Origin of the sequence: Psychrobacter sp. P11G3 (genome assembly GCF_001435845.1) — a bacterium.
Classification (GTDB): Bacteria; Pseudomonadota; Gammaproteobacteria; order Pseudomonadales; family Moraxellaceae; genus Psychrobacter.
The window spans coordinates 888,516-909,804 of record NZ_CM003596.1; the positions used below are offsets into that span (position 1 = coordinate 888,516).

Here is a 21,289-nt window from a genome sequence, read left to right on the forward strand (position 1 = left end):
TCAACTCGGGCTTTTTTACACTTAGCTTTTTTAATCTAGTATTGCTATATTTTTCTAGCTCAACGATGAGTCTATCTCACGACTAATGAGCGTACCAACCCCTTCGTTGGTAAAAATCTCAAGTAAGGTCGCATGAGGAACACGGCCATCAACGATTACCGCACTTTTGACGCCGCTACGTACCGCATCAAGTGCACATTGAATCTTAGGAATCATGCCGCCTGAGATAGTGCCATCTTCGATTAAGCTATCGACTTTCTTTGGCGTGAGTCCAGTCACCACTTCGCCATCACGGCCCAATACGCCTTTGATATTGGTTAATAGCATCAGTTTCTCTGCTTGTAAAAACTCCGCTACTTTACCCGCGACTAGGTCAGCATTAATGTTGTAGGTGTTACCTTCAGCGTCAACGCCAAGTGGTGCGATAACGGGGATAAAATCTGAGGCAATGAGCATATTAATCACGTCTTTATTAACACTGACCACATCACCGACGAATCCTAAATCAACTGGTACAGCGATACCATCTGCGCCAATTTTTTCCATCATCAGTTTTTTTGCTTGAATCAAGTTGGCATCTTTACCTGTAAGACCGATCGCGCGACCGCCATGTTTGTTAATCAAGCTAACAATCGATTTGTTGACGCTACCACCCAAGACCATCTCTACGATATCCATGGTGCTTTTGTCAGTGACACGCATGCCATCGATACGGTCTGATTGACGTCCGAGCTCTTTTAGGAGGTTGTCAACTTGTGGGCCACCACCATGTACGACTACTGGATGCATACCGACGGTTTTTAGCAAAACGATATCGCGAGCAAATGAGCTCTCAAGCTCAGGGTCGGTCATGGCATTGCCACCGTATTTTACGACGATGAGTTTATCAACAAAACGCTGGATATAGGGTAGAGCAGTGGTCAATACTTCAGCGGTGTTTTTGGCATCATCTAAATTAAGCGTCATTACAAACTCCTAAGGGCCGGTTTTAAATTGATTGTTTTTCTATTATGTCTAATGAGACAGTGATATGTTTTATGAGGCTACTCCGCAGGAATAGCAAGAATCTGTTCTGCTAGCGCTGCGTTAAATGGTCGGCATAAAGCGGCAAATGTTGCCTGAATATCTTTTAGGTCATCTATACTGTCACCCGCAAAGCGCGCGGTCAGGCTATTACTGGTATTTGATTGACGCAGTACGCCAAAGCCATGCGCAAAATCTAAACGCACACCATCGATACAGCTCAGCTTGGTTCCTACAGGTAATAATTCATGCCTCTGTTTTAATGCTATTTGCGCCTTCGCAGTAGCGCAAGTACACGCTGATGACTTGCATGTTGTGGCGGGCAAGCAAGGGTTCTTTCGCTGCTGACTAGATGAAGAGTCAGTATGAGTAGACATATCTACTAGATGCTGCAAATAATGACAAAATCTCGTTAATTGCTCTACGAGAGAGCAGTCGGTAGTAGTCGTCTGCGGCATTGGCAAATAATGGTCAGCAGTACTGACTATAGTGGGCAAGCTTTGGATGATATCTGCTAGTGGTTTTTTATCATTAATATTATTATGAGTTTGGTCAAGCCAATGTAGCAACCGTAATGCGGCATACATCGCATCATCATAAGGGATAAAGCGGCTGTCATTAAAGATGAAATGCCCTGATAATTCACCAGCGAAGACAATCTGATTGTCAGGATGCTGTACTTGCTGGCGCATAAAGCTGCTGCCAGTCTTGCTAATCACAGGTGTAGTACCAAGCTCAGATAACAGTCTTGGTAAATGATGGGCGCACTTAATATCGAAAAGAACTTCAGATGCTAATAAAGAGTCGCTAAGAGAGTTAGGGTGCTCAGTAATAGCAATACGTGCCAATAAATAGAGCAAATGATCGGGCGTAACTATTTTGCCGTTGTTATCAACGATCATTAAACGATCACCATCGCCATCAAACGCCAAGCCTATATCTGCTGCGTGCAAAACAACGGCTCGCTGCAATTCGTTTAGGCGGTTTGGTTCGGTAGGGTCTGGATTACCAAGGGGGAAATTACCATCTGGTGTATCATTGAGAAAAATAACATGTCGGCAAAAACGTTCAAACAAGCGTTGAGCAATACGCCCAGTTGCGCCATGCATACAGTCAATGACTATGACCAAATCAAGCTTATGAGTATTTCTCTGACTGGCCTCAGTTAACGAGTGATTATGCTGAAGCAGTTGATCAAATACCCGCTCAATAGCATCAATATAAACGCTTGCTACTTGATGAGTAGGTAGTTGCTCAAGCAAATCAATTGATAATTTTGAGTCGTAGTTATTATCAATGTTTTCTGAATGCAAGATAGGGTTGTTAGCTTGATTATCGGGATAAGCGTGACAACTATGATGAGCGGTTAGCTGATGATAAAGCGTCTTTATTTCTGAGCTACTAGGGGACTTGTTATTCACCAACCATTTGATGCCTAGTATGTCTTTGGCAGAATGGCTCGCTGTTGCAACTATGCCATGGCCTTGATATTGCGCTGCCCAAAATGCCATCATCGGCGTAGTAACCAGACCTAGTTGAATTACACGTAAACTCTGCTGAGCTATTACAGTAGAGAGCGTACGTGCAATAGCCTCACTACCAATGCGCATATCATAACCAATAACGACAACATTCTGCTTAGTCTCAACAGAGGTACTAGCATTGATATTTAGAGACGGTTGGCTATCTTGCGTATTATAGAGAGTAGCAAACGCATCGCCTAACGCTTGTATAAAACTGCTAGTAAAATACTGGTTGGCGCCGCGAATATCATAAGCACGGAATAAGGATTGTTGCGCCGCGAAAGGTGGCATTGCTTATTCTCCTTATAACCGTGATAGATGTTCAATGATAAATAAAAATGAATAGCGCAAGGTTTTAGATATAGCTTAAGCAAAACCTTAAACGCTATCTAAAAAGTTGTCAGAAAAATTGACCAAAAAAATAGCTACTATTGGCGACCTGAGTGTCCAAACCCGCCCGCACCGCGTACGCTTTCATCACTGAATTCTGCAACCACTTCAAACTCAGGACGCGCAACAGGTACCACGATGTACTGTGCCATACGCTCAGCTACATTAAGAACAAAGTCATCCCCACTGCGGTTCCAAATACTAACCATCAGCTCGCCTTGATAGTCGGCATCGATTAACCCAACCAAGTTACCCAAGACGATACCGTGCTTATGACCAAGACCTGAACGCGGTAAAATCATACCTGCATAGTTAGGGTCTTGGATATAAACCGCAAGGCCTGTGCCAATTAAATGGGTTTCACCTGCTTGTATCGTTAATGGCTCATCGATACAAGCGCGCAAATCAATACCTGCACTGCCATCAGTGGCACGAGTTGGTAGAGAAAACGCTTTATCTTCAGTAATTTTAGGGTTTACCACTTTAACTTGTACAGCTTGCATAACACACTCACTTAACGATTTGATGGTTTTTAAATTATGATTTTAAACTAGGGCCCTGAACTAAGGTTTAAATAAATCTTATTCGAAATTTTTATACAAATAACAATTCTATATTTTAATTATTCAGCAATTCAGCAATTCAGCAATTCAGCAATTCAGCAATTCAGCAATTCAGCAATTCAGCATTTAACTAAAGTATCAATACGCTAGCCAATCCTAAAAAGGACATAAAGCCGACGATATCCGTGACGGTCGTTAAGATAACTGAAGCAGATAGAGCCGGGTCGATATTCATTCGTTTTAGCATCAGCGGTATACTGATCCCCGAGACATTAGCTGCAGTCATGTTGATTGCAATGGCAAAACCGATGACGGCACTGATCTTAATATCATGAAACCATAACTGAGCAATAAACGCCATAATTATCGCCCAGATGATACCGTTTATCGCACCTACCCACAGCTCTTTATTCAACAGCCAGACACGGTTCGAACCACCGATTTGACCCATCGCCATCCCGCGGATAACAACCGTCAGCGTTTGCGAGCCAGCAATACCGCCCATACTGGCGACTACTGGCATCAATATCGCTAGCGCCACGACTTGTGCTAGTACTTCTTCAAACTGTCCAATCACTGCTGCGGCCAATAAGGCAGTACATAAATTGATACCTAGCCAAACGCTACGGCTTTTAGCACTGGTTAGGATGGGGGCAAACAACTCTTCATCTTGGCTAACACCAGCAAGGTTTTTCATGGTGCTGTCTACATCATCTTGGATAATCTCCATGATGTCTTCACCGTTTAGTTGACCAACCAGCTCGCCATGGCTATTGATTACGGGGGCAAAGCGAATATCTTCTGAACGAAAAATCGCGGCGGCATCTTGAATATCCAAGCGATCATTAATTGTAATGGCGGTATCAATCAGCTCCGAGACCAATGTATTTTGTTTATGCTTGATTAAATCTACTAGACTCAGTAGTCCCAGTAATTGCTGGCTTTGATCGACAACGAGCAGCTCTTGGCTCTCGTCATCGAGCAGGTCGTCGTTTTCACGCAGCCACTCTTGCACATCCGTCAAATAGATATCATCCCTTATCTGGATAATATCGGGATCCATATAGCTACCAACTTCCCAATCAGCATAAGTATCAAGCTTATTGACTTGAACCCGCGTCTCTTCGTCCAGCGTTGCCATAACCGAGGTACGTACGCTCTCAGTGACAGTATCCAAAATCTCAGAGATATCTTGAGCATCAAGGTCTTGGGTAAACAAGGATATTTCTTGAGAAGAAATGTTCTCCATCAATGGCTGGCGTGTATCGACATCTAGCTCGGCAAGCACTTCACCTTTGATATGCTCTGGCACTTGCGCCCAAATCAACAGACGGTTTTGAGTTGGGAAGGATTCTAGTAGGTTGGCAATCTCATATTCGGACTGCTTTTCCAAAAACTCAGTAATGGCCTCGTATGCTTTATCAGCAACCAAGCCCTGCAGATACAGAAGCTTATATTCGGCACTATATTCGGCCGAATTATAGTCTCCTGACAGCATGGCAGTTCGTTCCTGATTGGGCGTCGGGGTAGGCATAAGTGTTCCAAGTTTTTACAGTCAATTTTTTACAGTATATAAAGAACAATAACGATTATAACAATCGTTTTTTACGCAGTCTAAAGCGTGTTCTCTTGAGCGTTTTACTTAAGTGTTTATTACTCAGATGCTTAAATGTTTTGATTAAGATTAACGCTTACCCAATAACGCTCGAATATTGGCCAGATATTCATCAGCGACGGCTTCTGGGTCTTTGGTCGCTTTTTTCTTTTTCGCTTTGGCAGGCCAGTCAATATGATCCTCAGGTAGCTCATCCAAAAATCTTGATTCTGAGGTAACGCGCATCTGACCACCAGCACGGCGTTGGGTCGCGAGCGTCAATGTCAGCTCACGGCGTGCACGAGTAATGCCCACGTACATCAGACGGCGCTCTTCTTCGACTGTCTCACTCATAATAGAGTTGCGATGCGGTAGCATCTCTTCCTCAAGCCCCATGATATAAACAAAATCAAACTCCAAACCTTTTGCCGCATGTAAGGTCATCAAGTTGACTTTGTTAGTGTTCTCTTCTTCTTGTTGCTGTTCGAGCATATCAAGCAAAACCAGCTTACGAATGATGGTATCAATCGTGCGATCTTCGTCTTCTTCAGCGCGATTAATCAACGACTGAATACTGGTGTACAGCATATCAATATTATCAATACGGTTTTTTTCTTGTTGCGGCGTTTTGGCATCGCTACGGACAAAATCAATGTAACCCGTCTCATCAATCATCTGGCGTACGATCGGCACAGGGTCTGGGTGTTGATCCAGCTCACGCGTATAGTGCTCGATGAATTCACCAAACTCTTTTATCGTACCATAAGCCTTTGATGGCAATACATGAGTCAGACCAGCGTGGGTACAAGATGCCAGTAACGATATGCTGTGCTCTTGCGCAAACAAACCGAGTTTTTCTAGCGTTGCTGGTCCCATACCGCGCTTAGGTGTATTGATAATACGCAAGAATGCGCTGTCATCTTCGGGGTTCAAAATCAGGCGTAGATAGCCCATGATGTCTTTGATTTCACTACGCGCAAAGAATGATTGACCGCCCGATAACTTATAGGGCACTTGTAGCTGGCGCAATTGTGCCTCTAGCATACGTGCCTGAAAGTTACTGCGGTAGAGTACTGCATACTGCTCCCACTCATTACCAAAACGCAGCTTATGGGTGACGATTTCTTTGGCGACGCGCTCAGACTCATCGTCGTCATTACGGCAATTAATGATGCGGATTTTTTCGCCTTGACCTTTATCTGACCACAGTTTTTTCTCAAATAAATGCTCGTTATTTAGAATAACGGCGTTGGCAGAGGTCAAAATACGCGTGGTTGAGCGGTAATTTTGCTCAAGCATAACGATTTTCAGTTTTGGAAAATCTTCTTTGAGCAGTGCCATGTTTTCGGGCTTTGCCCCGCGCCACGCATAGATAGATTGGTCATCATCGCCAACTACGGTAAAGCGACCTTGCGGTCCGACCAAGTATTTAATCATCTCATACTGCGCTGTATTGGTATCTTGATACTCATCGACCAATAGATAACGAATACGGTTTTGCCATTTGTCTCGCAGCTCTCTGTTTTCACGTAATATCTTGGTTGGCAAGACAATCAAGTCATCAAAATCGACCGCATTATAAGCACGTAAGTTACGCTCATAAAGCGCATACAGCGTCGCAAAAATCATGTCTTCTGGATCGTCTAGCGTTTCCATCGCATTATCAGGCTCGACCAAGTCATTTTTCCAATCGGAAATCATTTTGATGGCTTTACCGACCAACTCGCGACTTTCAGCGCCACTCAAGTTGTCGCGCATCATCAGCTCCATCAAGAGGCGCTTACTGTCATCGCTATCCATGATAGAAAAATTGCCTTTTAGCGGGGTATGAATCAGCTCATAGCGCAAAAATTGTAGACCAAATTGGTGAAAGGTCGATACCGTTAACCCGCGCATTTTTTCGCTTGGTAGCAGTTTGCTAACTCGCGCCTTCATTTCACGTGCTGCTTTATTGGTAAAGGTCACGGCGGTGATACGCTCAGCTGGCATGTCACACTCTTGGATTAGGTAAGCAATCTTACGAGTAATCACAGAGGTTTTACCGGAGCCAGCACCTGCAAGTACAAGTAATGGACCAGATACGTAGAGCATGGCTTCTTGTTGTTTGGGATTGAGTTGACTCATAACGTGACCTGTAAGACAAAAGCAAAAAAGAGGGTAGCGCTGATATGAAAAAGATAGATAAACGCAGCGCGCATCATCAAAATTCGTATCGTTGCGATATTTTAATAATCTTTATTATAAGAATAATAGAATTTAAGGTTTGATGATGGCATATCATAAAAATCTGGTGGGTCATTATAAAGCAAAAATACTCACTTTGGGGGAGGACTTGGGTGATGAAAGTGAGGTATTCAGACACTTGATTTTTGACAAATAGCGTGGCAGTGTTTGCTCGTAGCCAAAAGTACGGATTTGGGGTTAATATAAGGTAAGGTCTATATCATAATTCATAGTAAAAAAAACACATTTTTTTTACACAGAAAGTGACCGTTCAATACAGTTAAAAACTAGCTTTTAGGCACTGATATGCGTATAGTACGTAAATAATTTATGCCAGTTGTCACGTCATTGTTGACCACGTGTAATGAGCTATTAAATCAATTAAGTAAGCAGTCAGATATGATATTGATTTAATACGTTGATCTTACGTTGTTAGAAGATGCGTTGGGCGACCAGCCTTTATCCGCGCGCATACCGGAATCTCTACAGTTGGTCACGTCTGACATCGTCGTCAATAAGCTTGATAATTGGTTGTTACCAGCAAAATACCTAACATGTGACTCAATGACAGTTACTTAAACACAGTGACAGTTGCTGAAGTGCAGTGACAATTACTTAAATAAAGTCACTTTGTGTTTTCGTCTGCGTTATACCTGTCGCAACATGGCCTAAGTGGGTCAGTGCTTGCGCTGTGTCTAACACTCGATTGGGTGAGGAGCACGTATTATCATGTCTGCTTTTAATTGGTCAGCCATTGCTTTTATCTTAGCCGCCATTGGGCTAGTTGTCTTTATGCTGGTCGTACCGCGCTTACTTGGCGGTCGCTCTCAAGGCTCACAAAAGGAAGAAGTATTTGAAGCGGGTGTTGTCGGATCTGGCAACGCCCGTATTCGTTTGTCTGCCAAATTTTATTTGGTCGCAATCTTCTTTGTGATTTTTGATTTAGAGGCGCTATATCTCTACGCTTATGCTGTGTCAGTACGCGAGGCGGGCTGGCTTGGCTTTGCCGCCGCTGGCACGTTTATCACTATTCTGATTATCGGTTTGATTTATGAGCTGAGCTTGGGTGCGATGAACTGGGCACCTGCTGACAAGCTACGCAAAAAAGCACGCTTATATGCGGCGCCTGCAGGCTTTAATTTAGCAGACATCACCAAGTTTGATGGTGCTCATGAGCTAATGGTCGATCCGACAGGTAAAGTGCCCGCGCAGTCATCCGGTCAAATCAATGTCTCAAACAATATTGAGACCAATCGTCGTCATCTACAAAACATCGATCATATTAATACCACGGGTAACGTTACTTCTGTGGATTTTTCGACGTCTGCTCAGCAGGACAAAACTGAACGTTAATAGCAGTTGATGCTCAGCTTATAGCGTTTGCAAAGACGAGCAGCAAAGCATAAAGGCGTCAGTTCTGTTTGTATTAATGATCGCTGATGATTAGCCACTTATTTATCATAAAAGTTATGGTGACAGCGTGAGCAAGATGATTGCCACGCCAAACCTAATATGAAGGTTGTATGTTATGAAATACACATTAACAAAAGCCAACCCCGATGCAGATACCTATCCTGCACAGACCAGTCAAACGGTCAACGATCCTATCGAAGATGAAGTGAATAAAAACGTCTTTATGGGTCGTCTCGAAGACCTCGTTCATTCAACAGCAAACTGGGGGCGTAAGAACTCACTTTGGCCATTTAACTTTGGTACTTCTTGCTGTTATGTTGAATACGCTACTACCTTAACCGCTGTTCATGATTTGTCACGTTTTGGGGCAGAGGTTATTCGTGCCTCGCCTCGTCAGGCGGACGTCATGATCGTCGCTGGTACTTGTTTTGTCAAAATGGCCCCTGTTATTCAGCGCCTATATGAGCAAATGCTTGAGCCAAAATGGGTTATCTCTATGGGTGCCTGTGCCAACTCGGGCGGCATGTACGATATCTACTCTGTTGTACAAGGCGTCGATAAGATTATCCCTGTTGATGTCTACGTGCCAGGTTGTCCGCCGCGTCCAGAAGCGCTTATTCAGGGTTTGATGTTGTTACAAGAATCTATTACTAAAGAGCGTCGCCCGTTAGGTATCCATGTCAATGAGCAAGGTGTCTATCAGCCGCAAATGACGCCTGAGCGTGACCGTAAGCAGGCAGATCGTATCGCTGTCAAAAACTTGCGTAGCCCAGACAGCATCTAAGTTTCAAACAGCATTTAGACTTGTAGCAACAGTTTCAATATTTTATGCGCTTATCATAGTTCGGTTATGATTAACATAGCTCAGTTATGGTTGACATAGTTCGGTTATGACTAACATAGTTCAGTTATGATTAATGAAGGAATACATCATTCATGGTCACGGTAGTCGAAAACATAGATCCTAAGATCAAGCCCGTCCCAGCAGTCATCACAGAGCTGGAGCAAAAGTATGCTGGTAAATTTGTCGTGCAGCAGACTGTGGATGAGATTCCAACGGTTTGGGTGGCGCGTGCTGATTTATTAGACATTCTCTTATTCTTGCGCAAACTGCCTAAGCCGTATGTCATGCTATTTGACTTATCAGCGATAGATGAGCGTTTACGCCAGCATCGCGCGGGTTTGCCTGACAGTGACTTTACGGTGTTTTATCACTTGATGTCGCTTGAGCGCAATAGTGATGTACGTATCAAGGTTGCGCTGAGCGAAGACGATGTCAATGTACCGAGCGCCACCAATATTTGGCCAAATGCCAACTGGTATGAGCGCGAAGTGTGGGACATGTTCGGTATCGTCTTTACAGGTCATCCGCATTTGACCCGTATTTTATTGCCAAAATACTGGGAAGGTCATCCACTGCGTAAAGAGTATCATGCGCGGGCGACTGAATTTACCCCGTATTTCTTGAATACCGCCAAGCAACAATACGAGCAAGAAAACCTACGTTTTGTCCCAGAAGAGTGGGGCATGAAGCGTTCAGGTCGTGATGAAGACTTTATGTTCTTGAACATCGGTCCTAACCATCCATCTGCTCACGGTGCCTTCCGTTTGGTATTACAGCTTGATGGTGAAGAAGTCGTCGACTGTATCCCTGATATCGGCTATCACCATCGCGGCGCAGAAAAAATGGCTGAGCGTCAAACATGGCACTCATTTATTCCTTATACCGACCGTATTGATTATCTCGGCGGTGTGATGAATGAGCTGCCGTACATCATGTCGGTCGAAAAGCTTGCTGGAATTACTATTCCACCGCGCGCTGAAACCATCCGCGTAATGATGAGCGAGTTTTTCCGTATTACCAATAACTTACTATTTGTCGGTACGTTCATTCAGGATGCGGGCGGTATGACCCCAGTATTCTATATGTTTACCGATCGCCAAAAGGCCTATGACGTTATCGAAGCCGTGACTGGCTATCGCATGCATCCCGCTTGGTTCCGTATCGGCGGTACAGCTGCTGATTTGCCACGTGGCTGGCAGCGCTTGGTGCGTGAGTTCTTAGATTGGATGCCAAAACGCTTGGACGAATATGTCAAAGCAGCATTGCAAAACAGCGTGCTCAAAGGCCGTACCCAAGGTGTTGCTCAATATAATGCTAAGCAAGCACTTGCTTGGGGCGTGACTGGCGCTGGTCTGCGCGCGACAGGCGTTGACTTCGACTTGCGTAAAGCGCGTCCATACATGGGCTATGAGAATTACGATTTTGAAGTGCCAGTTGGCTACAATGGTGATGCGTATGATCGCTGTATGGTCAAAGTCGAAGAGATGCGTCAGTCATTGCGTATTATCCGTCAATGTATGGATAATATGCCACAAGGCCCTTACAAAGCGGATCATCCACTGGCCGTACCACCGCCGAAAGACCGTACGCTAAATGATATCGAAACGCTGATTAATCACTTTATCTCAGTATCTTGGGGTCCTGTGATGCCAGCGGGCGAATGTACAACGATTGTTGAGGCGACTAAAGGTCTGAACAGCTATTACATCACCTCAGACAAGGCCACGATGAGCTATCGCACCCGTATTCGTACGCCGACATTTGCGCATTTGCAACAGATGCCATCGGTCATCAATGGCTCGCTGGTTTCTGATGCCATTATGTACCTAGCATCGATTGATATTGTGATGGCGGATTGTGATCGTTAGAGCCGCTGCTTCAAAAGTATTTGTTCATCAATATATTATTGCCTGATGGCACACCAAAATGCTGTTACTTGTCAATATAACCACAGTTTTAATCAGACTGATATTGGCTTGTGATAGAGCAGGATGAGTGAGGAAAGACAGAAGATTATGAAAATTGTTTCCGACAAAATGCCAAAAGTAGATGTGGAAAGCATTCTCACCAGTGATGAAATCGCTGCCATTCATGAGTTTATGCACCATTACCCACAGGCGCGTGCTGCCTCGTTAGATGCACTAAAAATCGTGCAAAAGCGCAATGGCTGGGTCGATGATGCGCAAGCAAACGCCATTGCCAACATCTTAGACATTCCGATGTCAGACATGGATGGGGTTGCGACTTTTTTTAACCGTATTTATCGCCAGCCTGTCGGTCGCCATGTGATTCTCATATGTGACTCTGTGGCGTGTTATTTGACAGGTTATGAGGCGTTGTCAGCTGAGATTAGATCACAGCTAGGTATTGAGTACGGTCAAACTACTGCTGATGGACGTTTTACCCTATTGCCAATTTGCTGCTTGGGCAACTGTGATAAGGGACCAGCGGTACTGATTGATGAAGACACTTACGGCCCTGTCCAGCCATCTGAGGTCGCGCAATTATTGGAGCTATACGCATGAGTTTAACGATTTCAGAGCAAATTGCTCGTCGCGGTCAAGGCCAAGCGCCAAGCCAGCTAAATGCACAGCGTGTTCCAATCTATGGTGATAAAGCGACAGCCACTAGCGAAACCAAGCCTTTGACGTGGCGTTTAGCGCATCATGATGCCGTGCTTGATTTAGCCACTTATGAGTCTCTAAAAGGCTTTACGGGTCTAAAAGAAGCCCTATCCAAATCGCCTAAAGACGTTGGCAATATGATTAAAGCGGCCAATGTTCGAGGACGCGGCGGTGCAGGTTTTAATGCTGGTCTTAAATGGTCGTTTATGTCACCGCCGGATGGTTTGCCGCGTTATCTCATCTGTAATGCTGATGAAATGGAGCCGGGCACATTCAAAGACCGTCTGCTCATGGAGCGTCTGCCGTTTCAGCTGATCGAAGGTATGCTAATTACCGCTCATGCGATTGGTGCCACTGACGGTTATATTTTTATCCGCGGTGAGTATATCTTGGCCGCTGAGCGTTTGGTCGCTGCTATCGAAGAGTGCTTGGCCAACAATCTCATGGGCGATAATATTTTAGGCTCAGATTTTAGTTTTAATCTGCATGTGCATACGGGCGCTGGACGTTATATCTGCGGTGAAGAAACAGCGTTAATCAACTGTTTAGAAGGACGCCGCGCTAACCCACGTACCAAACCACCGTTTCCGCAAATTTCTGGTGCATGGGGTCGTCCAACCGTTGTCAACAACGTTGAAACTCTGTGTAACATGCCAGCGATTTTGAATCATGGCGTTGAGTGGTATCAGTCGTTATCTGAAATCAAAGGCAAAAGCAAAACGCCGGGCACCAAACTATTTGGCTGCTCAGGATTGGTCAATGATCCAGGCCTTTGGGAATTACCGTTTGGTTATACGGCACGCGAAATCATTGAAGATTTAGCGGGTGGTATGAAAGATGGTAGAACACTGAAAGCTTGGCTACCGGGCGGCGCCTCGACTGACTTTTTGACCGCAGAACATTTGGATGTGGTGGTGGATTTTGACACCATTCAAAACGCTGGTAGCCGTATGGGTACTGGTCTGATTATGGTCGTCGATGAATCACAAGACATGGTGCCATTACTGCGCAACCTTGAGATTTTCTTTCAGCGTGAGTCGTGCGGTTGGTGTACACCATGCCGTGATGGTCTGCCATGGGGCGTTAAACTGCTTACCGCCATCAATGATGGTGAAGGGCAAGTGGGCGATGTAGAAAAACTAGAGGGCCTCACGCGTGACTTATGGATTGGTAAAACATTCTGTGCGCATGCCCCAGGTGCGATGGAACCACTAATGAGTGCGATTAAATATTTCCGTCCAGAGTTTGATCAAAAAATCGCGCAGGCGGTTGGTGTCGATGTTATTGATGCTGCAGCCAACCAACAGCCAGTAGTGAAATAAGGAGAGCGGCATGGCAGTCATACATATTGATGGAACCACTGTCGAAGTAGATAGCGCAGACAACTTGCTACAAGCCTGCTTATCACTCGGCATTGATGTGCCGTATTTTTGTTATCATCCAGCCCTAGGCTCAGTAGGCTCGTGCCGTCAGTGCGCGGTTAAGCAATTCCAGAATAAAGACGATATGGAAGCAGGTCGTGGTCGCCTCGTAATGTCATGTATGGTCGCTCCTGGCGATGATATGTACATCTCTGTGACTGACGATGAAGCCAAAGCATTCCGTAAGTCGATGGTTGAGCTACTCATGACCAACCATCCGCATGACTGTCCAACTTGTGAAGAGGGCGGACATTGTCATTTGCAGGACATGACCTATATGTCAGGTCATAGCCGTCGTCGTTATCGCTTTACCAAACGCACGCATCATAACCAAGAGCTTGGTCCATTCATCGCCCATGAGATGAACCGTTGTATCGCTTGCTATCGCTGTGTACGTTTTTATAAAGACTACGCGGGCGGCGAAGATTTGGGCGTTTATGGCTCAAACAATCGCGTTTACTTTGGCCGTGATAAAGACGGTCAGTTTGAAAGCGAATTTTCAGGCAACTTAACCGAAGTTTGCCCAACCGGTGTATTTACCGACAAGACTCACTCTGAGCGCTACAACCGTAAATGGGACATGCAGTATGCGCCAAGCATCTGTCATGGTTGCTCAGCTGGTTGTAATATCTCACCGGGCGAGCGTTATGGTGAATTGCGCCGTATCGAAAACCGCTATAACGGCGAAGTAAACCGTTATTTCTTATGTGACCGTGGCCGTTTTGGTTATGGCTATGTGAATCGTGATGATCGTCCAACTCAAGCGCTTGAACGTATCAATGATAAGCATGTCAAAATCAATATTGACTACGCACTTGATGAAACCATCAAACGTATCAAAGATAAAAAAGTCATCGGGATTGGCTCACCGCGTGCCAGTTTAGAAACTAACTTTGCGCTAAAAAATCTGGTCGGCTTTGATAACTTTTCAACAGGTCTGAACCATCAGCAGCAAGCACTGGTCAATAAATGTATCGAAGTGCTCAGCACTGAAGGCATTTATAACCCTAGCATGACTGATATCGAAACGCATGATGCAGTGCTCGTATTAGGTGAAGATATCACGCAAACTTCATCACGTGTCGCGCTGTCAGTACGTCAAGCGGCAAAAAATGAAGGCTTGAAAATGGCAGCGGCGCTGCAAACGCAACCTTGGCTTGCTGAACCTGTTAAGCGTATTGCTCAAGATGCGCTAAGCCCAGTCTATGTCATCGATGTAACGCAAACTAAGCTAGAAGATATCAGTAAAGTAAGCGTAGTGGCGACACCTGAAGACATCACTAAGCTTGGCTTCAAAGTTGCTGATGAAATTGCTAATTTCGCTGATGATTTAGCAGACATAGCAGATCCACAAGCAGCTGCACAAGATGCTAATGCAAGTACTGAAACTGACGGTATGCAAGCGTTGGCGCAGCAAATTGCTTATGACCTGATTCAAGCTGATAAGCCGTTAGTTGTTTCGGGTAGCAGCTTGTCTTCTACCGCATTGATAGAAGCAGCAGCACAGATTACCCAAGCGTTGACCCAAAAACGTGCAGCAATTAAAGCGACTGAGCAGCAGCAGGTTGAGGCACATAATGCCAAAGTACAGGCAGCGCAAGCGAAAGCGGCTAATGACCAGCCTGAAGAAGACCAAGATTTATCTGCTAAGCCAAACAAACCTGAAACGGGCGTGAATACAGAAGCGCAGGATGATGTCGAGCGTGAGCCTGCTGAAAACCTTGAATTAAAAGAAGTGAATAACAAGTATCAAGTACAAGCAGGTATCTACCTAACGGTTCCTGATGCCAATAGCATAGGCGTTTGTATGCTTGGCGGTCAGTCAGTTGAAGAACTGCTAGCGACTGATTACGATGTGGTTGTGGTTGCAGAAAACCAGCTAACAGATGCGATTGATGCCAATAAATTGACGCAGCTACTGACTGATAAAACGGTCATTGCATTAGATCATCAGCTCCTTGATTGGCATAAAGACGTCGATATTGTATTGCCAGCGGCGAGCTTTGCAGAAGCAGATGGTACATTGATATCAGCTGAAGGTCGTGCGCAGCGCTTCTTCCAAGTTTACGATAACGAATACTACCATCCGATGAGCAGTATTAAAGAAGGCTGGCGCTGGATACATGCTGTGCATAGCAGCATTGAAGGTCGTGATGTCGACTGGACGCAGCTAGATGATGTCATTAATGCGTTGATCGTAACGCATCCTAAACTTGCAGGTATCAAAGGCGCTGCGCCTAATGCTGATTACCGTATAACGGGTCTGAAAATCGCGCGTCAACCGCGTCGTTATTCAGGTCGTACTGCTATGCGTGCGCCAATCTCAGTGCACGAGCCAATGCAGCCGAAAGATTTGGACACTGGTCTGACCTTCTCAATGGAAGGTTATAGCGGTAAAGAAACGCCAAGCTCGATGATTCCTTTTGCCAATACGGCAGGTTGGAATTCACCGCAAGCGTGGAACAAATACCAAGACAAAGTCGGCGGTCATTTGAAAAATGGTGATCCAGGTGTGCGTTTGTTCGACCAGCTAGAGCGCCTAGCCACTCGTCAATATGTGGCGCCAGAAGCGATGTCTTCGAATACAACTGACTTGCAGCAAGGCCAAGCAAAACTGGTACCGATTCATAATATCTATGCCAGCTCAATGATGGCATCACGTAGCCCTATCGTCGCAGAGCAACTACCTGTTGCTGCATGGCGTATCGGTATAGATGATGCCAAAGACTGGAGTATCGCTGCTGGTGATTACTTGGCGATTGAGATTGACAAGCAACAAATCACCTTGCCAGTACAGCTGGTCGGTTATTTGGCAGAAGGCTGTATCGGTTACCCCGTTGGGCAGGTGAGTATCATTCACCCATCAATGCCAGCATCGGTGCGTAAAGTAGATGCACCAGTAACGATGATGGGTAGCATGGCTAACGACATGATGAACAAAAACGATACTGCGCAAATAAACGCAGCGCCGACCACCACACAGGAGGTGTAATATGCAAGTTACCCGTATTATCCCTGATGTGCCAAGCTTTTTGGCCAATAGCATGAGCTTTGATACTTGGTCTATTCTGTTTTTGGTGGGTCAATCGCTAGTCATCTTTTTGGTCGTAGTATTGGTTGCCGCAATGATGATTATCTATGAGCGCCGCATGCTGGCCTTATGGCAAGATCGTTACGGTCCAAACCGTGTCGGGCCTTTTGGTTCGTTACAGTTAGTCGCCGATATGCTAAAGATCTTCTTTAAAGAAGATTGGACACCAAACTTTACTGATAAGTTTATGTTCACCTTGGCACCTGCAGTCGCAATGTTTACTGCCTTGGCTTCATTCGCCATTATTCCTATCTCGCCAACGCTTGGCGTGGTTGATTGGGATATCGGTATTCTGTTTTTCTTTGCCATGGCTGGTATTGCTGTCTATGCGGTGATGTTCGGTGGTTGGGCGTCTGCCAACAAATTCTCGCTACTCGGTGGTTTGCGCTCAGCTGCACAAACGATCAGTTACGAAGTGTTTTTAGGCTTGTCGTTGATGGGCGTTGTTGCGCTAACAGGCTCATTTAACTTGCGTGCTATTGTCGAAGCACAAGCAGACGGCTGGTATATCATCCCGCAGTTCTTTGGCTTTTTGACCTTTGTCGTGGCTGGTGTGGCCGTTACGCATAGACATCCATTTGACCAACCAGAAGCAGAGCAAGAGCTGGCTGAAGGCTATCATGTCGAATATTCTGGCATGAAGTTCGGTATGTTCTTCATTGGTGAGTATGTCAACGTTGTCTTAATTTCTGCCTTGATGACTTGCTTGTTCTTTGGCGGTTGGCTTGCGCCGTTCAATTTAGATATTCCATTTATTCCACCAGCTTTTTGGTTCATGATTAAAACGCTGTTCTTTATGACCATGTTTGTTTTGGCTCGAGGCTCACTCATGCGTCCGCGTTATGATCAGGTGATGAACTTTGGCTGGAAAGTATGTCTGCCCGTAACCTTGATCAATCTGTTGATTACTGCTGCGGTCATTTTGATCTTTTCTCCAACGTTATAGTCATTACTAGTAGCCATCACTGATGAACTAGGGTAAAGCTGATAAGGATAATAATCCCATGTTTACTACCATAAAAAAGACCGTCATTGGTATATTTACCATTGTCCGCAGCATGTGGATGGTCAATAGTCATGCGCTCAGACCGCGTGACACCATCCTTTATCCTGAAGAGCCGGTACCTGTACCGCCGCGTTTTCGTGGACGTATTGTCCTAACGCGTGATCCTGATGGAGACGAGCGCTGTGTCGCTTGTAACTTGTGTGCGGTGGCATGTCCGGTAGGGTGTATCTCATTACAAAAAGCCGAGCGTGAAGATGGACGCTGGTATCCAGAGTTTTTCCGTATTAACTTCTCACGCTGTATTTTTTGTGGATTGTGTGAAGAGGCCTGTCCAACGACAGCGATTCAAATGACCCCAGATTTTGAGCTGGGTGAATATAAGCGCCAAGATTTGGTCTACGAAAAAGAGCATTTGCTCATTTCAGGACCAGGTAAATACCCTGATTATAACTATTATCGTGTGACAGGTATGGCGGTAGCAGATAAACCAAAAGGCGCAGCACAAAATGAGTCTGCACCGATTGATCTAAGGAGCTTGCTACCATGATGAATATTTTGAACCATCCTGAACTGGCTGGGTTTTATTCGCTTGCAGCAGTGGCAGTATTTGCCAGTCTGCGCGTAGTGACTCAGGCCAATCCAGTGCATGCTATCTTATCGATGATTGTATCGTTGCTGGCAATTGCTGGGATATTTTTTGTATTAGGTGCGCCGTTTGCGGGTGCGCTAGAGATTGTTGTTTATGCTGGTGCCATTATGGTGCTATTTGTCTTTGTCATTATGATGCTTAATTTGGGCATGAGCAATGACGAGCGCGAAGAGCGTTGGCTCGATGCCGGCACTTGGGCAATACCAACAGGATTGACGATAATCATTGCCGTTGTGCTCTATGCGATGATTGGTCTCAATCACGATGAAGCGGTCATGATGGGTGGCACGACTATCTCTGCCAAAGCAGTCGGTACGGTGTTATTTACCAAATACATTATGTTGGTTGAAGTAGCAGCATTACTATTATTGGCAGCCTTGGTCGCCGCTTATCATTTAGGTAAAGAGACAGTCGACGATGAGGTCATCGGTAACGATAGCCAAAACTTCAAGCCAAGTGTAGGCAGTATCAAACAATACGACAATGATAGTACGCTTACACAGCATGATGGCGTAGAAATGGCTAAGCCTTATGAATATAAAGATGTTGACCCGCATGACTATGTTGGTATGAAGGTAGGCACGAGGGCAGGCAGTCAAGTAGGTGCGAATAAAGTTACGCGCAAGGAGTCAGACTAATGGTACTAGCAGCAAGCGTGGCACAAGATGTGTCAAACGTGCCGTTTGCCCATGAGGTGGCAGGCTTAGTACAGCCAGTTGCCGAGGCGCAAAATGTACTGGGTATGATACCCATGAGCCATGGACTGATTTTGGCAGGTATTTTATTTGCCATCGGTCTGTGCGGCGTCATGGTACGACGTAACTTCCTGTTTATGCTAATGAGTCTTGAGATCATGATGAATGCGGCAGCACTAGCATTTGTAGTGGCAGGTAGTCGCTGGGTCGATCCAGACGGACAAATTATGTTTATCTTTATTTTGACCTTGGCTGCGGCTGAAGCGTCAATTGGTCTGGCAATATTATTGCGTTTTTATCATCAGCGTGGGCATCTCGATGTCGATAGCGCCAATGAGATGAAAGGATGATGTCATGAGTTTATTACCATTAACCTTTATATTCCCGCTCATTGGCTTTTTGATTTTAGCCTTTATGCGTGACAAATTATCAGAGACGGTCGCAGCGATTGTTGGCGTAGGTAGCATGTTGCTATCAGCATTATGTACGCTGGTGGTTAGCTATACCTTTTTGACCACCAATCCAGCTGGAACGGTCGTACAGGTTCCGCTGTGGACATGGTTCCAAGTGGGCGACTTTGCGCCAAACTTTGGATTGAGCTTTGATGGCTTAGCACTGACTATGACGGGCGTGATCACTGGCATTGGCTTTTTGATTCATATGTTTGCCGCTTGGTATATGAAAGGCGACACTGGCTTTGCCCGTTTCTTTAGCTATATGAACTTGTTCGTGGCCAGTATGCTTTTACTGGTGCTAGCAGACGACTTGTTTTTGCTTTATCTCGGTTGGGAAGGCGTAGGTATTTGTTCTTACCTATTAATTGGTTATTATTACCACGACAGAGCCAACGGCCGCGCGGCGATGAAAGCCTTTACCGTTACGCGTGTCGGTGATGTGTTCTTAGCCTTTGGTTTGTTTCTATTATTCCGCGAGTTCGGTACGCTTAATATTCAAGAGATTATTACGCGCGCGCCAGAAGTATTCGATGTGAATAACCCAACGATGATGCTTACCACGATGATGTTGGTCGGCGGCGCGATGGGTAAATCAGCGCAGTTGCCACTACATACATGGCTTGCTGATGCGATGGCAGGTCCAACACCAGTATCGGCATTGATTCACGCAGCAACGATGGTCACAGCAGGCGTTTATTTGATCGCCCGTCTACATCCTTTGTTTGAGCTGACCCCAGGTATCTTATTGTATTGGGTTGGCGGCGTGGGTGCATTGACTCTGGTCGTTGCTGGATTCTGTGCGCTGGCACAAACAGACATCAAACGTATCCTTGCGTATTCAACCATGAGTCAAATCGGCTATATGTTTTTGGCGCTTGGCGTTGGGGCATGGCAAGGCGCGATCTTCCATCTAATGACCCATGCTTTTTTCAAAGCATTACTGTTCTTATCGTCAGGTGCGGTTATCCTTGCGGTACATCATGAGCAAGATATCTTTAAGATGGGCGGCCTGCGCAAAAAGATCCCATTGGTGTTTTGGTGTTATATCGTCGGTGGCGGTGCACTCGCTGCCATACCTTGGGTTACCGTTGGTTTTTATTCTAAAGAAGCGATTCTTTGGGAAACTTATGCTACAGGTCACTTAGTACTATTTTATATGGGTGTATTCGGCGCATTCTTAACCGCGATTTATACATTCCGTATGATTTGGATTATCTTCTTTGGCGAAGAGAAAACCCATGCGCATAAGCTATCAGGGGTATCGTACTGGTTGCCTTTGACGGTATTGCTAGTGTTATCTACAGCCGTTGGTGCTTGGATTACACCGCCATTAGATGGTGTATTGCCAGAGAGCGTTGGTCATCTATTAGAAGTCGCAGGTCAAGCACATGCTAAGCACACCGCAGAATATATCGCGATGGGTGCCATGGCAGCAGGTTTAATATTGGCCGCACTGTTATATGTCGTCAATAAAGGTCGCTTGCTCACTAGTTTTAAGCGCTCACGTATTGGTGGGGCGCTATATCACTGGTGCTACCATGGCCTAGGCTTCGATGCGCTATATGATGTGATTTTCGTAAAACCCTTTTTGTTCATCGGCCGCTTATTAAAAGCCGACCCTATTGATAAAACGTGGTTGCTGTTACCTAAGCTGGCCTCAGCAGGTAATAAAGTATTGTCTGCGACGCAAACAGGGTCTCTTCGAGGTTATGCCACAAGCTTTGGCTTGGGTATGGCTGTATTGCTGGTGCTGGTAATGATGACGGTGGTGTAAA

At 45.4% G+C, this 21,289-nt stretch carries 16 protein-coding genes; 11 read left to right on the plus strand and 5 right to left on the minus strand.

What is annotated here, in order from left to right; translation table 11 throughout:
• Nucleotides 1-54 precede the first annotated feature (54 nt).
• The 5 genes from argB to AK824_RS03765 form a co-directional block, all read right to left on the minus strand.
• On the minus strand, nucleotides 55-966 hold the full coding sequence (gene argB / locus AK824_RS03745; protein ID WP_057758912.1) for an acetylglutamate kinase: 912 nt from the start codon (nucleotides 964-966) through the stop codon (nucleotides 55-57).
• Between the two features lie 77 nt (nucleotides 967-1,043).
• Complete coding sequence (locus AK824_RS03750; RefSeq protein ID WP_057758914.1) at nucleotides 1,044-2,837, minus strand: phosphohexomutase domain-containing protein; 1,794 nt, start codon at nucleotides 2,835-2,837, stop codon at nucleotides 1,044-1,046.
• A gap of 137 nt (nucleotides 2,838-2,974) precedes the next feature.
• Nucleotides 2,975-3,439 (minus strand): dUTP diphosphatase, encoded by a 465-nt coding sequence (gene dut / locus AK824_RS03755; protein ID WP_057758916.1) that lies wholly within the window; start codon nucleotides 3,437-3,439, stop codon nucleotides 2,975-2,977.
• 190 nt (nucleotides 3,440-3,629) lie between these two features.
• Nucleotides 3,630-5,033, minus strand: a complete 1,404-nt coding sequence (gene mgtE, locus AK824_RS03760; RefSeq protein ID WP_057758917.1) for a magnesium transporter — start codon at nucleotides 5,031-5,033, stop codon at nucleotides 3,630-3,632.
• A gap of 150 nt (nucleotides 5,034-5,183) precedes the next feature.
• A complete protein-coding gene (locus tag AK824_RS03765; protein WP_057758919.1) occupies nucleotides 5,184-7,217 on the minus strand; it encodes a UvrD-helicase domain-containing protein in 2,034 nt (677 codons plus the stop codon).
• Between the two features lie 828 nt (nucleotides 7,218-8,045).
• On the opposite strand from AK824_RS03765, the gene ndhC reads away from it, so the two are divergent.
• The 11 genes from ndhC (at nucleotide 8,046) to nuoL (ending at nucleotide 21,288) form a co-directional block, all read left to right on the plus strand.
• Nucleotides 8,046-8,669: an NADH-quinone oxidoreductase subunit A gene (ndhC, locus tag AK824_RS03770; RefSeq protein WP_057758921.1), complete on the plus strand. Its 624-nt coding sequence runs from the start codon at nucleotides 8,046-8,048 to the stop codon at nucleotides 8,667-8,669.
• 175 nt (nucleotides 8,670-8,844) lie between these two features.
• The gene (locus AK824_RS03775) at nucleotides 8,845-9,513 is read left to right on the plus strand and encodes a NuoB/complex I 20 kDa subunit family protein (RefSeq protein WP_057758923.1); all 669 of its coding nucleotides are present in this window, start codon (nucleotides 8,845-8,847) and stop codon (nucleotides 9,511-9,513) included.
• 152 nt (nucleotides 9,514-9,665) lie between these two features.
• On the plus strand, nucleotides 9,666-11,441 hold the full coding sequence (nuoC, locus tag AK824_RS03780; RefSeq protein ID WP_057758925.1) for an NADH-quinone oxidoreductase subunit C/D: 1,776 nt from the start codon (nucleotides 9,666-9,668) through the stop codon (nucleotides 11,439-11,441).
• Nucleotides 11,442-11,588: 147 nt separating this feature from the next.
• Nucleotides 11,589-12,098 carry an NADH-quinone oxidoreductase subunit NuoE gene (nuoE, locus tag AK824_RS03785; protein ID WP_057758927.1) on the plus strand — a complete coding sequence of 170 codons (510 nt, stop codon included), beginning with the start codon at nucleotides 11,589-11,591 and terminating at the stop codon, nucleotides 12,096-12,098.
• Nucleotides 12,095-13,519 carry an NADH-quinone oxidoreductase subunit NuoF gene (gene nuoF, locus AK824_RS03790; RefSeq protein WP_057758929.1) on the plus strand — a complete coding sequence of 475 codons (1,425 nt, stop codon included), beginning with the start codon at nucleotides 12,095-12,097 and terminating at the stop codon, nucleotides 13,517-13,519. The genes nuoE and nuoF overlap by 4 nt, the downstream gene beginning before the upstream one ends.
• A 10-nt stretch (nucleotides 13,520-13,529) precedes the next feature.
• Nucleotides 13,530-16,610 carry an NADH-quinone oxidoreductase subunit NuoG gene (nuoG, locus tag AK824_RS03795; protein ID WP_057758931.1) on the plus strand — a complete coding sequence of 1,027 codons (3,081 nt, stop codon included), beginning with the start codon at nucleotides 13,530-13,532 and terminating at the stop codon, nucleotides 16,608-16,610.
• Nucleotides 16,611-16,662: 52 nt separating this feature from the next.
• The gene (nuoH, locus tag AK824_RS03800) at nucleotides 16,663-17,655 is read left to right on the plus strand and encodes an NADH-quinone oxidoreductase subunit NuoH (RefSeq protein ID WP_179798733.1); all 993 of its coding nucleotides are present in this window, start codon (nucleotides 16,663-16,665) and stop codon (nucleotides 17,653-17,655) included.
• 58 nt (nucleotides 17,656-17,713) lie between these two features.
• Nucleotides 17,714-18,262 (plus strand): NADH-quinone oxidoreductase subunit NuoI, encoded by a 549-nt coding sequence (gene nuoI / locus AK824_RS03805; RefSeq protein WP_010198902.1) that lies wholly within the window; start codon nucleotides 17,714-17,716, stop codon nucleotides 18,260-18,262.
• On the plus strand, nucleotides 18,259-19,002 hold the full coding sequence (gene nuoJ, locus AK824_RS03810) for an NADH-quinone oxidoreductase subunit J (protein ID WP_057758935.1): 744 nt from the start codon (nucleotides 18,259-18,261) through the stop codon (nucleotides 19,000-19,002). The genes nuoI and nuoJ overlap by 4 nt, the downstream gene beginning before the upstream one ends.
• 98 nt (nucleotides 19,003-19,100) lie before the next feature.
• Nucleotides 19,101-19,409, plus strand: a complete 309-nt coding sequence (nuoK, locus tag AK824_RS03815; RefSeq protein WP_025653102.1) for an NADH-quinone oxidoreductase subunit NuoK — start codon at nucleotides 19,101-19,103, stop codon at nucleotides 19,407-19,409.
• Between the two features lie 4 nt (nucleotides 19,410-19,413).
• Entirely contained in the window at nucleotides 19,414-21,288 is a 1,875-nt protein-coding gene (gene nuoL / locus AK824_RS03820) for an NADH-quinone oxidoreductase subunit L (protein WP_057758937.1), read from the plus strand.
• Nucleotide 21,289: the final 1 nt, after the last annotated feature.

Bases quoted from the DNA above. Each gene is read 5' to 3' on its own strand.
- nuoH (WP_179798733.1), top strand. From the start codon at position 16,663: ATGAGCTTTGATACTTGGTCTATTCTGTTTTTGGTGGGTCAATCGCTA.
- argB (WP_057758912.1), bottom strand. From the start codon at position 966: ATGACGCTTAATTTAGATGATGCCAAAAACACCGCTGAAGTATTGACC.
- dut (WP_057758916.1), bottom strand. From the start codon at position 3,439: ATGCAAGCTGTACAAGTTAAAGTGGTAAACCCTAAAATTACTGAAGAT.
- AK824_RS03750 (WP_057758914.1), bottom strand. From the start codon at position 2,837: ATGCCACCTTTCGCGGCGCAACAATCCTTATTCCGTGCTTATGATATT.
- nuoG (WP_057758931.1), top strand. From the start codon at position 13,530: ATGGCAGTCATACATATTGATGGAACCACTGTCGAAGTAGATAGCGCA.
- nuoC (WP_057758925.1), top strand. From the start codon at position 9,666: ATGGTCACGGTAGTCGAAAACATAGATCCTAAGATCAAGCCCGTCCCA.
- nuoL (WP_057758937.1), top strand. From the start codon at position 19,414: ATGAGTTTATTACCATTAACCTTTATATTCCCGCTCATTGGCTTTTTG.
- AK824_RS03775 (WP_057758923.1), top strand. From the start codon at position 8,845: ATGAAATACACATTAACAAAAGCCAACCCCGATGCAGATACCTATCCT.
- nuoJ (WP_057758935.1), top strand. From the start codon at position 18,259: ATGATGAATATTTTGAACCATCCTGAACTGGCTGGGTTTTATTCGCTT.
- nuoI (WP_010198902.1), top strand. From the start codon at position 17,714: ATGTTTACTACCATAAAAAAGACCGTCATTGGTATATTTACCATTGTC.
- ndhC (WP_057758921.1), top strand. From the start codon at position 8,046: ATGTCTGCTTTTAATTGGTCAGCCATTGCTTTTATCTTAGCCGCCATT.
- mgtE (WP_057758917.1), bottom strand. From the start codon at position 5,033: ATGCCTACCCCGACGCCCAATCAGGAACGAACTGCCATGCTGTCAGGA.
- AK824_RS03765 (WP_057758919.1), bottom strand. From the start codon at position 7,217: ATGAGTCAACTCAATCCCAAACAACAAGAAGCCATGCTCTACGTATCT.
- nuoF (WP_057758929.1), top strand. From the start codon at position 12,095: ATGAGTTTAACGATTTCAGAGCAAATTGCTCGTCGCGGTCAAGGCCAA.
- nuoE (WP_057758927.1), top strand. From the start codon at position 11,589: ATGAAAATTGTTTCCGACAAAATGCCAAAAGTAGATGTGGAAAGCATT.